Consider the following 12,899-nt stretch of genomic DNA (forward strand, 5'->3'; position numbering starts at 1 on the left):
CGATAGCAGACACACATTTTGTCGCTTAACCCGCCTGGGCCCCTGGTGACCACCAACGCCAAAGGCCAGGTCCTCGGGAGGACCTGGCCTTTGTGTTCCTGTGGAGCATAGGAGAATCGAACTCCTGACATCCTGCTTGCAAAGCAGGTGCTCTACCAACTGAGCTAATGCCCCGTGCCCTTTCGGGCTGTGGGCCTAGCAAGAATCGAACTTGCGACCTCATCGTTATCAGCGATGCGCTCTAACCGACTGAGCTATAGGCCCTGGGAACGAATAGGAATATTACAGAGCACTGCTATAACCGCCAAATCGCCAGGTTGTTGCGTGTTTTTATGCTTATCGTCTAGCTGCTTGTGCATTGCTACTAGACGACCCGCCTGCACCCTCCACATATCCCCAGGTGATGTTGGCGATGGTTTTCAGTATCAGCGTGATCGTCTGGTTCGCCGGAACGGGAGCTAGACGATCAGGGCACAACAACCGCACTCCAACGACACCTCAACGACACCCTCGCGGAACGGGGGTAATTTGCGGGGGTAGGAGGCCTGCACAAATTGGTGAACAATCCGCCCAACCTGGCCTTTTCGCCATGCGGCAGCGCCCCAAGACGGCGCCAAAACCTGTTTTTATACGAGCACGGCAGGCAAAACTCCTGGTGAGGGCCAGATCCCAAGTTGTATACCCATCCGTATACAAATCAATGCATAGTATGCTGCTTCTCCGGATTGTTGAACGAACCGAACCGGAGCGCAAAAGATCGTTCAACAACCCAACGCGACAGCCCTAAAATTAGCTCGGATTGATGAACAATCCGCACGATAAACGGGGTGAAAACGTTGAACAATCCAAAATAAACGTTGAACAATCCGGCCTCGAAAGGGCCGAAAATTCGGCGGGTTTACCAGCGCATACTTGGTGCATAAACTCGAGGGCAGCAAAGGAAATGCGGTGTTTACCGCAAACACCGCACATAAGTAAGGAGCAGGAAAATGCGCGCAGCACTTCGTACCGGTCTCGCAGCAGCCCTCGCCGCCACCGTCGCCTTCGGTGGAGTTGTTCCGGCTAAGGCTGCAGAGCCTGCTGACGTTGTCGTCGATAATCAAGCGATCTCCGCGGAGCTCATCGACTCCGACGGCGACGGCATCCCCGACCTCTGGGAGCGCAACGGCGTTGTCCTCGAGGACGGCACCGTGCTTAACCTGCCTGCTTACGGTGCGGACCCGAGCCGCCCGGACCTGTTCCTCCAGCTCAACTGGATGGAGTCCGAGTACAAGACCCTCGGCTGCGACGTCGAGCCTTCCGAGGCTTGTGCCAACGCCAACACCAGGGAATACGGCGTGAAGGCCGAGTCCCTGCAGGAGATGGTTGATCTTTTCGACGACCACGGCATCAACCTCCACGTCGACGCCGGCGAAACCTTCAACAACATCCCCGGCTACGAGGCTCGCGGCGGTGAGACCCTGAAGTACGTCAAGAACTACTTCGAGAACGAAAGCCAGGGTTCGAAGCTGCTGAACAACATCGACGAGATGCTCGGTGAGCGCCAGAACATCTTCCGCATCGGTGTTATCGGCGATCAGATCGACGCCTACAACCTGTCGTCCGGCGCCTCGCTGGTCAACGACACCTCGTTCTTCGTGGCTAACCACCGCTTCATGAACTCGGAAGAGATGCTGCGCAACACCATCCTGCACGAGCTAGGCCACACCCTCGGCCTGCGCCACCAGGGTGCGCACGCGGTGGTCAAGGACATCCAGGGCATGCGTCTGGATACCTCGGCCTACAAGTCGGTGATGAACTACGACTACCAGTTCGACTACTTCAACTACTCGGAGAAGCCATACCTGCTCGACACCCCGTTCGGTGTGCGCGAGGTTCCGGCGGACTGGGAAGCACTGGCCATCAACGCTTGGCGCATCGGTGCCCGTGGTGTTGCCTCGGCTCCGTCGCAGGAAGGGGCGGTCAACGACCCGGCTCCGAAGGAGCAGCCTGAGGAGGAGAAGCCGGCAGAGCAGCCAGCACCTGAGGCCGAGAAGCCCGCTGAGAACCAGCCGGAGAAGCCCGCCGAGAAACCGGCCGAGCACGAGCAGCAGGCTGAGCAGAAGGACAAGCCGGCTCCGGTTGTTGAGAAGGACGTCAACGTCGCGGCGATCGTCGCCCCGATCGTGGCAATCCTGGCCCTGATCGGCATCGGCTTCGCGGTGATGAACATGATGCCGGGCCTGGGGTTCTAACCCAGCGCAGGCCAGCACAGAAAAGACTTAACGCGCCCCGGGAGGTACGACCCGGGGCGCGTTTTGGTGTCGTCGATAAGCGCTATTTTGCCCTGTTAGACATGGTGTAGCGCACACCACCGACGAGGTCCGCGACGGCGTTGTACATGATCGCGGTCAGCGGCGCCATGATGGACATGAACACCACGCCGGCCAGGCCGAACAGTGCCGCGGCCATCATGGCAAGTTTCATGTCCACGACCTGGTCGCCACCCACGCCGCCGATGAGCGAGTTGATGGACTCGACCACCCCGGCGCGGTCCAGCGCGAGGTACACCAGCACTGCGGCGAGCATCCAGGCGATGAACCCGAACAAGGCAAGCAGCGTCGCAACCTTAAAGACGGATCCGGCGCTGACGTTCCGGATTGTCACTTTGCGAGCGGCCATGGGCTACTCCTTCGCATCGTCGAGGGTCTTCTGGCCGGTTGCCACGGCAGTGGCTTCCTCTTCGCCCTCGTCTTCGACGTTGCGGTCGATGGCGAGCAGCTCGACACCGTCGTTGAGGTCCACGAGGCGCACGCCCATGGTTGCGCGTGACGACGGGCGGATCTGGTTGACCTCAGTACGGATCACGCCACCCGCGGAGGTGATGGCGAAGATCTGGTCCTCCTCGGTCACGGCCAGGGCGCCGATGAGCTTGCCGCGCTTCGGGGTGTACTTGAAGGTCATCACACCCATGCCGCCGCGGCCCTGGGTGTTGTACTCCTCGATGGCGGTGCGCTTGCCGTAGCCGCCGGAGGTGGCCACGAGCAGGAACTGGCCGTCTTGGACGACGGTCATGGCGAGCAGTTGGTCGTCGCCACGGAAGCGCATGCCCTTCACGCCGGCGGTTGCGCGGCCCATCGGGCGCAGCTGCTCGTCGTCGGCGGAGAAGCGGATCGCCTGGCCCTGTTCGGAGACGAGCAGGATGTCATCGTCCTCACCGACAAGCGATGCGCCGATGAGGGCGTCGCCTTCGTTGAGGTTCAGGGCGATCAGGCCGGAGGAACGTGCGGATTCGTAGTCGGTCAGGCGCGACTTCTTCACACGACCATCGCGGGTGGCCAGGACCAGGTAGGGGGCGTCCTCGTAGGACTGGATCTGGATGACCTGGGCGATCTTCTCTTCCGGCTGGAACTCCAGCAGGTTAGCCACGTGCTGGCCGCGGGCCGTGCGGCCTGCTTCCGGCAGTTCGTAGGCCTTGAGGCGGTAGACGCGGCCGAAGTTGGTGAAGAACAGGATCCAGTCGTGGGTGGAGCAGATGAAGAAGTTCTTCACCACGTCGTCCTGCTTCAGCTCGGCGCCACGCACGCCCTTGCCGCCGCGCTTCTGGCTCTTGTAGGCGTCCACCTTGGTGCGCTTGGCGTAGCCGGTGGAGGTGATCGTGACCACGACGTTCTCGCGAGCGATGAGGTCCTCTTCGGTCACATCGCCGGTTGCGGCGACGATCTGGGTGCGGCGCTCGTCGCCATACTTGTCGACGATCTCACCCAGCTCCTCGCCAACAATCTGACGCTGACGCTCCGGCTTGGCCAAGATGTCCTTGTAGTCGGCGATTTGTTCCTCGATGGCGGCAAGGTCGTCGACAATCTTCTGACGCTCCAGCGCTGCCAGGCGGCGCAGCTGCATGGCCAGGATTTCGTTGGCCTGGATCTCGTCGACATCGAGAAGTTTCATCAGGCCCTGGCGGGCGTCGTCGACAGTCGGCGAGTTGCGGATCAGGGCAATGACCTCATCCAACGCATCCAGCGCCTTGACCAGACCACGCAGGATGTGGGCGCGCTTCTCGGCCTCGTCCAGGCGGTACTGGGTGCGGCGGACGATGACTTCGATCTGGTGCTTGACGTAGTAACGCAGCATCTGATCCAGGCGCAGGGTGCGCGGCACACCGTCGACGATGGACAGCATGTTGGCGGAGAAGTTCGTCTCCAGCTGGGAGTGCTTGTACAGGTTGTTTAGCACCACGCGCGGCACAGCGTCGCGCTTGAGGGTGACCACGATGCGCATGCCCACACGGTCGGAGGACTCGTCCTCGATCTTGGAGATGCCCACCATCTTGCCGTTGGTGACCTGCTCGGCGATGTTGTGGATGAAGTTATCCGGGTTGACCTGGTACGGCAGCTCGGTGATCGTGATGACCTGGCGGTTGCCAATCTCCTCGATCTCCGTCACGCCGCGCATGCGGATGGAGCCGCGGCCGGTGGTGTAGGCGTCCTTAATACCCTGATCACCCACGATGAGGCCGGCGGTTGGGAAGTCCGGGCCCTTCACGCGCTCCATGACGGCGTCGAGCGTAGTCTGCTCGTCCGCGTCGTGGTTGTCCAGGATCCACTGGATCGCGGCCGCCAGCTCGTTGAGGTTGTGCGGCGGGATGTTGGTGGCCATACCCACGGCGATGCCGTTGGAGCCGTTCATCAAGAGGTTCGGCACACGCGACGGCAGGACGGTCGGCTCCTGGGTCTTGGAGTCGAAGTTCGGGGCGAAGTCCACGGAGTTTTCGCGGATATCGCGGACCATCTCCATGGCGATCGGGGTGAGCTTGCACTCCGTGTAACGCATGGCGGCCGGGCCGTCGTTGCCCGGCGAGCCGAAGTTGCCCTGGCCGTCCACAAGCGGGTAGCGCATCGCCCACGGCTGCGCCATGCGCACCAGGGTGTCGTAGATGGCGCTGTCGCCGTGCGGGTGGTAGTTACTCATGGTCTCACCGACGGCCTTCACGCTCTTGACGTAGGAGCGTTCCGGGCGGAAGCCGGCGTCGTACATCGCGTAGATCACGCGGCGGTGCACGGGCTTCATGCCGTCGCGCACCTCGGGGAGCGCGCGGCCCACGATCACGCTCATGGCGTAATCGATGTAGCTGGTCTGCATCTCCTCGTTGATGTCGATTGGTTGAATGCGGTCCAAGCCGCCAGTGGTGTCATCAGCCATGTGATTGAGTCTAGCGGGCTTCTGTGGCTTTTTCCGCCACGACCATGGATCGCCGTGGTATCAAAGTGGTATGGCTATGACGCTCCGGTTGACCGCAGACGAAGACAAAGCGCTCGTTTTACTCGCATCCGCATGGGGTTGCTCCAAGCAGGAAGCCGCGCGCCGTGCGGTGGTCTCCTCCGCAACGCGTTTGCTTGACGACGCCACCGTCACCGACCTCGCACGCTCCCTCATCCCCGGCTACACCGCCATGGAATCACGCATCCGGCAGGCCCGCTCGTGATGGGCTTGAGTGCAGAGCAGTTGCTGGACATCGCCGACGAGTACTGCGACTTCCACGGCTGCCACATCACGTCCTTCGGGTTCCTGGCGGCGTGTGCTGCCGTGCCAGGCTCCCGGTTCCACGGCGTGCCGGTCTTCGACTCGGTGGACGCCGCAGCCGAGGCCTTGTCCTCTTCTATTACTGCGCTCGCACCGCTGTCGTCTGGCAACGAGGGATTCGCCGTGGTCGCCGCAGAGGTGTATCGGCGCTGGGCGGGATAAACGGGATAAATCCAAAAACTCGCATTACAGGTGTCTAGGGGTATAGTCGAAAAGTTCTTATAACTTATTGGAGGCAGCCATGAAGTTCAGTCGCACCGCAATTGCGGTCGCCACCACCGCCGCGTTGTTGGGCGGCGGTGTTGCCCTGCCCCACTCCCCCGCAACCGCCGCCACCTCTCAAGCCTTCCTGTCCGGACTCACGTGGCCGGTCAAGCAGGTTACGCCCGGCGGTACCGTGGAGATCGCCCCGCAGGGCTCCATCCCCAGCAACGTGCGCTTCGAGGGTTCCGACGACTACCTGGGCTACCGGTTCAGCACCAACCCACGCACCGGCGTGGTCACCATGCACGTCGCCGAAGACGTGATCCCCAACCAGCGCACCCAGTTCATGATCACCGGCAGCGACGGCGTGCGCGCACGCAGTTTCCCCATCATGATCCACGTCGTCGACACCATCGGCGAGATGGCAAAGAAGTATCCCCTGTCGTACTACCCAGCGTTCACCGTCGAAGACAGCTCCGATTCGGTGCTCTCCGTAGCGCAACTGCAGGGTGACTTCCCCGAAGGCACCCGATTCGAAGTCACCGCTCCCGACCATTTCAAGGTCACCGCTGCCGCCAACGGCGATCTGTCTGTCACGCAGCTCGATCCGGTCAAGCCAGGCTCCAAGAGCGCAGCCAGCGTGAAGGTGGTGTACCCCGACGGCTCGTTCCGCAACGTGCGTGCAGATATCTACGCCTACTCCAAGAAGTCAAGCGAGTCCCTTGGCAGCGGTGCGTCTATCGAGGACTTCTTCAACAACATCTACGACAACGCCTTCACCCCGAAGTGGCACGACAAGACAATGAGCGGCAGCGAGCAAGCCTCCACCGCGTTGGCGGACGCCCTGCCCGAAGGCACCACCTTCAAGGCACGACCCGATCTCAACCCGAGCATCTTCCGCTTTATTGATGTCGATGTTGACGAGGCCAGCGGGGTTGTCGTCGTCAAGCCAAAGCGCCCACTGACAGCACCCTGGACCTTCCAAATCCCAGTCGAGGTCACCACCCCGGACAACCTCGTCGGCATCGGATGGGCAACCTTCACCGTCACCGAAGACGGCAAGTGGAACTCCGAAACCTTCACCGTGAAATCCCCCGCCGCGAGCGCCACCACCACGGAAATCGCCACAGCCAAACCGGTCGGCGACTTCCCCGAAGGCACCACGTTTGAGATCAACCAAACGCCCCCGGCCGGCTGGCAGGTGAAGATCGACCGCCACACCGGCGAAATCAACCTGACCCCGCCGCAGCGCACCAGGGCCGGCACCACCGTGACCATGCCGGTAACCGCTCGCTTCCCCGACGGATCACGCACGTACCTTGAGACCAACTTCACCTTCACCAAACCCGAGGTGGAACAGGCATCCGTGACCACCGTGCGCTACCCCACCGCAAGACTCCTTCCCGGGGAAAGCGTGACCGTGGAGCCAAACAACTGGCCGGACGGCGCCGTAGTGAGCATCACTAACTTGGTCGTCCGTGACCTCACGTTTACGGCCGACACCTCCACGGGTGCCATCACCATCACAGCAGGTAAGAACGCGGACGTTGCGCAAATTGCGGCGAATGTGGTGGTGACCTACAAGGACGGCTCGCAAAACACGGCCCGCCTGCCAATCGCCATCCGCAGCAACACCACGACCGCAACGCAGCCTTCTGATGCGCCTGGTCCTGGTTCGCCCGCGCCTGCGCCTGCGCCGAAGCCGGGGACGCCGTCCACCGCCAATCCGGCACCCGCTCCTGCGCCTGCACCGACTCCTGGCGGTACGGACAAGGAGGGGTCCAGCACCGGCGGCATCATCGCCATCGTGCTCGGCGTCCTGGCCCTGCTCGGCGCCGCAGGGTTCGCAGTGACACAGATGGGTTCATTGCCCTTCTAACGATCCCGAGCGCTTAACATGTCTGCCATGAAGAAAATCGCCACCGCCGCCACTGCGATTGCCGTGGCCGCTGCCGTCGTCACCACGGTCGCACCAGCTCACGCCGAACCCGCCGTCACACAGCTCTCCACCACGAGCTCCGGTGGTTCCTCCAAGCCGGACTACCGTCCGGACTACGACAAGGACCTCGACGTGCCAGAAAAGCGCCCACTTGAGGGCTCCTACACCGGCTCGGCTCCGATCTCGTTGACCATCGCGTTGGTAACCACGCTGGTTGCCATCCAGGCCATCGTCGATTTCGTGCCGCCAGTGCGCCAAGCTGTCGACGACGTAGCCAAGCAGTTCAACCTCACCCACGTCGTGGGCTCCTCCGAGAGCAACCGAATCTTCCCGGCACAGTTCATTACGTCCCAGGTCACGCAGGCGATTGACCAATTCCAGAAAAATCCCCCGTCGTTTAAGTAACGCCCCGCAACCGCGTATGTTACGGTTGTGAACTGTTGTGGTTGCAGTGACTTATGGGGCTGCGGAGGAAGAACTGCAACCAAAAAGACCGCGTCCAGTCCTGGACGCGGTCTTGTCGTTTACCTCCGGTTCTAGCCCCAGTAATAGAAGTTGTACTGACTCAGGTACTCAAGCACAGGGCCGATTGCGGCAGCACCGATTTGGGTAGCATTCACCTTCGGTCCGAAGGACAGGACACCTGCGGCGTAGCGGCCATTCGGCCCCTCAACCCACACTGGGCCGCCGGAATCGCCGTGGTCCGAAATGTTCCGGAACCGGAACACCAGCGGACTTGGAGTATCGATGTAGTAGCCACACGACAAGCCGCTGCGCCAACCTAGACGGCAAAGCTTCGGCTCAGTCCTATCGATTGCCGGCAAACCAGCAACACCCTGCACACGGCCAACACCTGGAACGGTCGGGTCAATCTGCACGTTGGGGTTATCAAGGAAAATGACTGCGAAATCAGCATCGACCCCAATCCGATTCGGCATGCCGGTCGAAGAGATAAACCGACCCGCATACATGAGCTGGTTATTGGGAAGCATCACAAACGCACGGTCCCCTGTCACACCGCAGTGACCGGCGGTCAGGTTGAACACACGGTTAGTGTTCTGCTGGCGCAGCATCCACCCAAAACTGCATTCGCCTTTAGGACGACCCGCCTGGTCAAACACCGTATATTTGGCGCCCGGCGCCACCTTGCCCAGATTGACAAGCCGTTCGAAGCCCTGGGACTGGCGGTACACCTCGGTGTTGCGCATACCAGCGGTTACACGCGGTGCAGGCTTCTGCGGCTGCTGCGAAGGCCGAGGCTGCTGCGAAGGGTTGGGCCGCTCCCTGTCTGGTTGCGTAATGTTCTGCTGCCCTGGGTTTTCTGAACTTAACTCCCCCGACGCCAGTCCCCCAATAAGTCCGAGAACCGTCAGAATCGCGAGGACCATACCTGCGATCTCAGGAAGCCGAGAAGCGAGGTCTTTAAAATCAGGCATAACGTTTCCTGTCAATTAGTGCCGAAGATACTGAAGACTATATCCCTGCTCCCTGACAGCTGCTTGTTTTCCCGCAAACAAAAATCCTGTCGTACGGCAAGTACACTGCCCACTATGAGTGATCTATCCAAGCTTCTCGACGCCTCCACCCGGTCCAAGCTCGTCGAGGACCTGACCCAACTGACGGAAACCACCGTGGCCAACCAGTCCGGCCTGACCGGCATGGCCCTCAAGTCCGCCATCGCCGCAGGTAAGAAAGCTGATGCAGACGCCGTGAGCAAGGGACTGAACAAGTTCCTGCCGGACCTCGTCGAGTCGCTGAACCCGCACTGGAACGCCTTCAAGGCAAGCGGCCAGCAGGACTTCGGTGGGTTCCTCGCCGCGAACGAGGACTCCGTGATCGATTCCGTCCTCAAGGCTGGCGATACCGCCATCGAATCCATGCCCAGCGCGCTGAAGAAGGTCTACTCCACGCTGCGCGGCAAGGCGAAGAAGATTGTGAGTCCGGCGTTGCCGGACCTGGGGCGTGTCGTCGAAAAGTACGCGTAGCGCAAAGCACCCGCAGCACCCCACAACCGCCAACGCCCCGGCACCTCCACCAAGGGAAGTGCCGGGGCGTTGCTGTACGCGCCTACAGCCTAGACGTCAAGGAAGCGGACGTCCTTCGCGCGGCGGGTGATGAAGCTGCGGCGTGCCGCGACGTCGTCGCCCATCAGGATGGAGAACAACTCGTCGGCGCGCTGCGCGTCCTCGAGCTCCACGCGGCGCAGGATGCGGGTCTCCGGGTCCAGGGTGGTCTCCCACAGCTCCTTGGCGTTCATCTCGCCCAGACCCTTGTAACGCTGGATGCCGTCATCGGTGTTGATCTTGCGGCCGGCCTCCAGGCCCTCCGCCAGCAGCTCGTCGCGCTCGCGGTCGGAGAAGGCGTAGCCCGGCTCGCCCTTGCCCCACTTGAGCTTGTACAACGGCGGGTTAGCCAGGTACACGTGGCCGTTCTCCACCAGTTCCGGCATGAAGCGGAATAGCAAGGTCAGCAGCAGGGTGGCGATGTGCTGGCCGTCCACGTCAGCATCGGCCATGAGCACGATCTTGTGGTAGCGCAGTTTCGCAATGTCGAACTCTTCGTGGATACCCGTGCCCAGGGCGGTGATGATGGCCTGGACCTCGGCGTTCTTGAGCACGCGGTCCATGCGGGCCTTCTCCACGTTCAGGATCTTGCCTCGCAGCGGCAGGATCGCCTGGTACTTGGAGTCGCGGCCGCCCTTTGCGGAACCGCCTGCGGAGTCACCCTCCACGATGAACAGTTCGGACTTTGCAGGGTCCTTCGAACGGCAGTCCGCCAGCTTGCCCGGCAGGCCACCCAGGTCCGTCGCAGACTTACGACGAACCAGGTCACGCGCCTTACGCGCCGCCTGACGAGCCTGCGAGGACGCCACCGCCTTGTTCACGATGACCTTCGCCTCAGCCGGGTTCGCGTCGAACCAATCGGACAGGTTCTCGTTGATAGCGCGCTGGACAAAGCCCTTGACCTCAGTGTTGCCCAGCTTCGTCTTCGTCTGGCCCTCAAACTGCGGGTCAGCTACACGTACGGAGACGACAGCGGCGAGGCCCTCACGGCAGTCGTCGCCAGTAAGATTCGGCTCCTTGTCCTTGAGCAGCTTGTGCTCGCGGGCGTAGCGGTTCATCAACGTGGTCAGCGCGGCACGGAAACCTTCCTCGTGCGTACCGCCCTCATGCGTGTTGATGGTGTTGGCAAAGGTGTGGACAGACTCCTTAAACGAGCTGTTCCACTGCATCGCCACCTCAGCCTCGAGGCCGTCACCCTTCTGGTCGAAACCGACGATGGTCGGGTGGATGGCGGTCTTCGACTTGTTCAGGTAGTTGACGTAGTCAATCAGGCCGTCTGGGTAGTGGTAGACAACCTTCTTCTCGCGCTTCTTCTTAACGTCCGGCGCAACCTCATCGCCAGCCTCAACCGGGTTTCCGTCGCCGTCCTTATCAACCTCGGACGCATCGACGGTCTCGGTGGAATCGTCGAACGAGTCGCCGCCGATCAGCGCAGCGGTGTCGCCCTCTTCGGCGATCGCCTCGAGCTCAAGTTCCTCGTCAGTGACGCGCTGGTCCGTCAGCGTGATCGTCAGACCCTTGTTCAGGAACGCCATCTCCTGTAGGCGGCGTGCGATGGTGTCGTAATTGAACTCGACCGTCTCAAAAATCTCCGGGTCCGGCCAAAAACGAATCGCCGTACCAGTACCGCGGGCATTACCGCCCTCTTCCAACTCATCCGGCACGGCCATGTTGAAGCGCTGGTACCAGTGCCTACCGTCACGCTTAATATCCGCCTCAACGCGAGTGGACAGCGCGTTCACCACGGAAATACCCACACCGTGCAGGCCACCGGAAACCGCGTAGGACTCCGAGTCGAACTTGCCGCCGGCGTGCAGCTGGGTCATAACCACCTGGACAGTCGGGGCGCCGGACGGGTGCATCTCCACCGGAATACCACGACCATTATCGACGACCTCAACGCCGCCATCTGCCAACAACGTCACATCGACCTGGTCGGCGTAGCCCGCCATCGCCTCGTCGACAGAGTTGTCCACGACCTCCCACACCAAGTGGTGCAGACCGCGCACACCGGTAGAACCGATGTACATGCCTGGGCGCTTACGCACCGCCTCGAGGCCCTCGAGAATAGTAATCGACGACGCGTCGTAATGGGGTTGCTGTTCAGCCACTGCGGGACGCTCCTCCATGCGTGAAATATGGGCCATAGGCCCGTTGAACTCGTTTCATCTTACACGCCGAGGGGGACATAACGGGCACTCGTCCAACCCGCGAGCGGGCGTTTCACGCCCCAATTTCACGTTTTCGGGTTTTAAAGGACAGTCAATCCGTCAAGGAAATCTTGTTGCTGGGCGATCACAGAACGAAAGCGGTTGTTTTGTCGGATAACCTCCGCAACGTCCTCGTCGATATAGCTCGCGATACTAACGAGGTTATCCGCATCACTATTAAAGTTGTGCCGTCCGAGAAGATGTTCATGATGAGCGATCCGGTTCCGTAACTTGGCAAACTGGTTTAATTCGTTCCTCAGCTGGGAACGCTTGCCTTGATAGTTCGGAAAAGCCTCAACCAAACACGGCTCCCATAGCGTCTGTTCGTAGTTGAGATAGCCGCGCCCTGGACCCGAGTCTCCGTTATTCAACAAGCTAAGCCACATTCCTAGAGAAACTTTTCCTACAAAATAGTCCCCCGAAATAGCAGAACTGGGACGCTTCCGTTTAATCTCACTCAGTTTCTGTTCAAATGCACGGTAGTCTTTTCGCGTCAGAAGGATGTACTTGCTCTTGAGCTGATTCCCTTCTTCGGAAGACGATATGGAGTCTTCTCCATTCATCACTAACGTATGCCAACCGTCTTCGTGGTCTATATCGAAGTAGTCGCACAGTTCGTCGTTCATAGCGTTGCGGACGAGAACCTCCACCAGCGCCACTGCGGGCCAAAAAGACCCCGCGATTTGTGAGTCCCAGAAATACAGTCGACTTGCAGCCCGGTTAATTCTTTCAGAAAGTTCTGAGGTGTTGTTCCGCCCTTGGTAAGCGATCAACTGGCGCTTCCTGTCCATTCTTTCCTGGCGTTAAAACATAATCCCGAAACGTTGACATTCTCGGCGAAGAAGCGATGAGATTCATATTCAGATCGCTGAATTCATTTCCACCCCCAGAAATTTCAAATGCCCCGAGCGTCCTGAAAAC

At 60.6% G+C, this 12,899-nt stretch carries 11 protein-coding genes and 2 tRNA genes; 6 read left to right on the forward strand and 7 right to left on the reverse strand.

Going from position 1 to position 12,899, the window contains the following annotated elements; genetic code table 11:
• Positions 1–101: 101 nt before the first annotated feature.
• Positions 102–174: transfer RNA gene (locus HMPREF2736_RS03210), tRNA-Ala, on the reverse strand.
• Between the two features lie 16 nt (positions 175–190).
• A tRNA-Ile gene (locus HMPREF2736_RS03215) sits at positions 191–264 on the reverse strand.
• A 725-nt stretch (positions 265–989) separates the two neighbouring features.
• Here HMPREF2736_RS03215 and HMPREF2736_RS12520 point away from each other — a divergent pair.
• Positions 990–2,234, forward strand: a complete 1,245-nt coding sequence (locus HMPREF2736_RS12520; protein WP_070828875.1) for a hypothetical protein — start codon at positions 990–992, stop codon at positions 2,232–2,234.
• A gap of 82 nt (positions 2,235–2,316) precedes the next feature.
• Here HMPREF2736_RS12520 and HMPREF2736_RS03225 read toward each other — a convergent pair whose 3' ends face one another.
• Positions 2,317–2,661 (reverse strand): DUF3566 domain-containing protein, encoded by a 345-nt coding sequence (locus HMPREF2736_RS03225; RefSeq protein ID WP_070421925.1) that lies wholly within the window; start codon positions 2,659–2,661, stop codon positions 2,317–2,319.
• 3 nt (positions 2,662–2,664) lie between these two features.
• Positions 2,665–5,181 (reverse strand): DNA gyrase subunit A, encoded by a 2,517-nt coding sequence (gene gyrA / locus HMPREF2736_RS03230; RefSeq protein WP_070815879.1) that lies wholly within the window; start codon positions 5,179–5,181, stop codon positions 2,665–2,667.
• Positions 5,182–5,251: 70 nt separating this feature from the next.
• On the opposite strand from gyrA, the gene HMPREF2736_RS03235 reads away from it, so the two are divergent.
• From HMPREF2736_RS03235 to HMPREF2736_RS03250, 4 genes are all read left to right on the forward strand, one after another.
• Positions 5,252–5,464: a CopG family transcriptional regulator gene (locus tag HMPREF2736_RS03235; protein ID WP_070421923.1), complete on the forward strand. Its 213-nt coding sequence runs from the start codon at positions 5,252–5,254 to the stop codon at positions 5,462–5,464.
• Positions 5,464–5,724, forward strand: coding sequence for a TetR family transcriptional regulator (locus HMPREF2736_RS03240; RefSeq protein WP_371326404.1), 261 nt, complete (start codon positions 5,464–5,466; stop codon positions 5,722–5,724). The genes HMPREF2736_RS03235 and HMPREF2736_RS03240 overlap by 1 nt, the downstream gene beginning before the upstream one ends.
• A 79-nt stretch (positions 5,725–5,803) precedes the next feature.
• Positions 5,804–7,645: a Rib/alpha-like domain-containing protein gene (locus HMPREF2736_RS03245; protein WP_070828877.1), complete on the forward strand. Its 1,842-nt coding sequence runs from the start codon at positions 5,804–5,806 to the stop codon at positions 7,643–7,645.
• A gap of 27 nt (positions 7,646–7,672) precedes the next feature.
• Complete coding sequence (locus HMPREF2736_RS03250; protein WP_141739322.1) at positions 7,673–8,110, forward strand: hypothetical protein; 438 nt, start codon at positions 7,673–7,675, stop codon at positions 8,108–8,110.
• Between the two features lie 131 nt (positions 8,111–8,241).
• On the opposite strand, the gene HMPREF2736_RS03255 is transcribed toward HMPREF2736_RS03250, so the two are convergent.
• Positions 8,242–9,141, reverse strand: a complete 900-nt coding sequence (locus tag HMPREF2736_RS03255; RefSeq protein ID WP_141761583.1) for a chymotrypsin family serine protease — start codon at positions 9,139–9,141, stop codon at positions 8,242–8,244.
• 114 nt (positions 9,142–9,255) lie between these two features.
• Here HMPREF2736_RS03255 and HMPREF2736_RS03260 point away from each other — a divergent pair, with 114 nt between their 5' ends.
• Positions 9,256–9,690 (forward strand): DUF6918 family protein, encoded by a 435-nt coding sequence (locus HMPREF2736_RS03260; protein WP_070421918.1) that lies wholly within the window; start codon positions 9,256–9,258, stop codon positions 9,688–9,690.
• A gap of 89 nt (positions 9,691–9,779) precedes the next feature.
• On the opposite strand, the gene gyrB is transcribed toward HMPREF2736_RS03260, so the two are convergent.
• Positions 9,780–11,915 (reverse strand): DNA topoisomerase (ATP-hydrolyzing) subunit B, encoded by a 2,136-nt coding sequence (gyrB, locus tag HMPREF2736_RS03265; RefSeq protein ID WP_210384143.1) that lies wholly within the window; start codon positions 11,913–11,915, stop codon positions 9,780–9,782.
• A 104-nt stretch (positions 11,916–12,019) separates the two neighbouring features.
• The gene (locus HMPREF2736_RS03270) at positions 12,020–12,769 is read right to left on the reverse strand and encodes an Abi family protein (protein ID WP_070568224.1); all 750 of its coding nucleotides are present in this window, start codon (positions 12,767–12,769) and stop codon (positions 12,020–12,022) included.
• Between the last annotated feature and the right edge of the window lie 130 nt (positions 12,770–12,899).

This window comes from Corynebacterium sp. HMSC036E10, assembly GCF_001836265.1.
Classification (GTDB): Bacteria; Actinomycetota; Actinomycetes; order Mycobacteriales; family Mycobacteriaceae; genus Corynebacterium; species Corynebacterium coyleae.

Bases quoted from the DNA above. Each gene is read 5' to 3' on its own strand.
- HMPREF2736_RS03225 (WP_070421925.1), bottom strand. From the start codon at position 2,661: ATGGCCGCTCGCAAAGTGACAATCCGGAACGTCAGCGCCGGATCCGTC.
- HMPREF2736_RS03240 (WP_371326404.1), top strand. From the start codon at position 5,464: ATGGGCTTGAGTGCAGAGCAGTTGCTGGACATCGCCGACGAGTACTGC.
- HMPREF2736_RS03270 (WP_070568224.1), bottom strand. From the start codon at position 12,769: ATGGACAGGAAGCGCCAGTTGATCGCTTACCAAGGGCGGAACAACACC.
- gyrB (WP_210384143.1), bottom strand. From the start codon at position 11,915: ATGGCCCATATTTCACGCATGGAGGAGCGTCCCGCAGTGGCTGAACAG.
- gyrA (WP_070815879.1), bottom strand. From the start codon at position 5,181: ATGGCTGATGACACCACTGGCGGCTTGGACCGCATTCAACCAATCGAC.
- HMPREF2736_RS03255 (WP_141761583.1), bottom strand. From the start codon at position 9,141: ATGCCTGATTTTAAAGACCTCGCTTCTCGGCTTCCTGAGATCGCAGGT.
- HMPREF2736_RS03260 (WP_070421918.1), top strand. From the start codon at position 9,256: ATGAGTGATCTATCCAAGCTTCTCGACGCCTCCACCCGGTCCAAGCTC.
- HMPREF2736_RS12520 (WP_070828875.1), top strand. From the start codon at position 990: ATGCGCGCAGCACTTCGTACCGGTCTCGCAGCAGCCCTCGCCGCCACC.
- HMPREF2736_RS03245 (WP_070828877.1), top strand. From the start codon at position 5,804: ATGAAGTTCAGTCGCACCGCAATTGCGGTCGCCACCACCGCCGCGTTG.
- HMPREF2736_RS03250 (WP_141739322.1), top strand. From the start codon at position 7,673: ATGAAGAAAATCGCCACCGCCGCCACTGCGATTGCCGTGGCCGCTGCC.
- HMPREF2736_RS03235 (WP_070421923.1), top strand. From the start codon at position 5,252: ATGGCTATGACGCTCCGGTTGACCGCAGACGAAGACAAAGCGCTCGTT.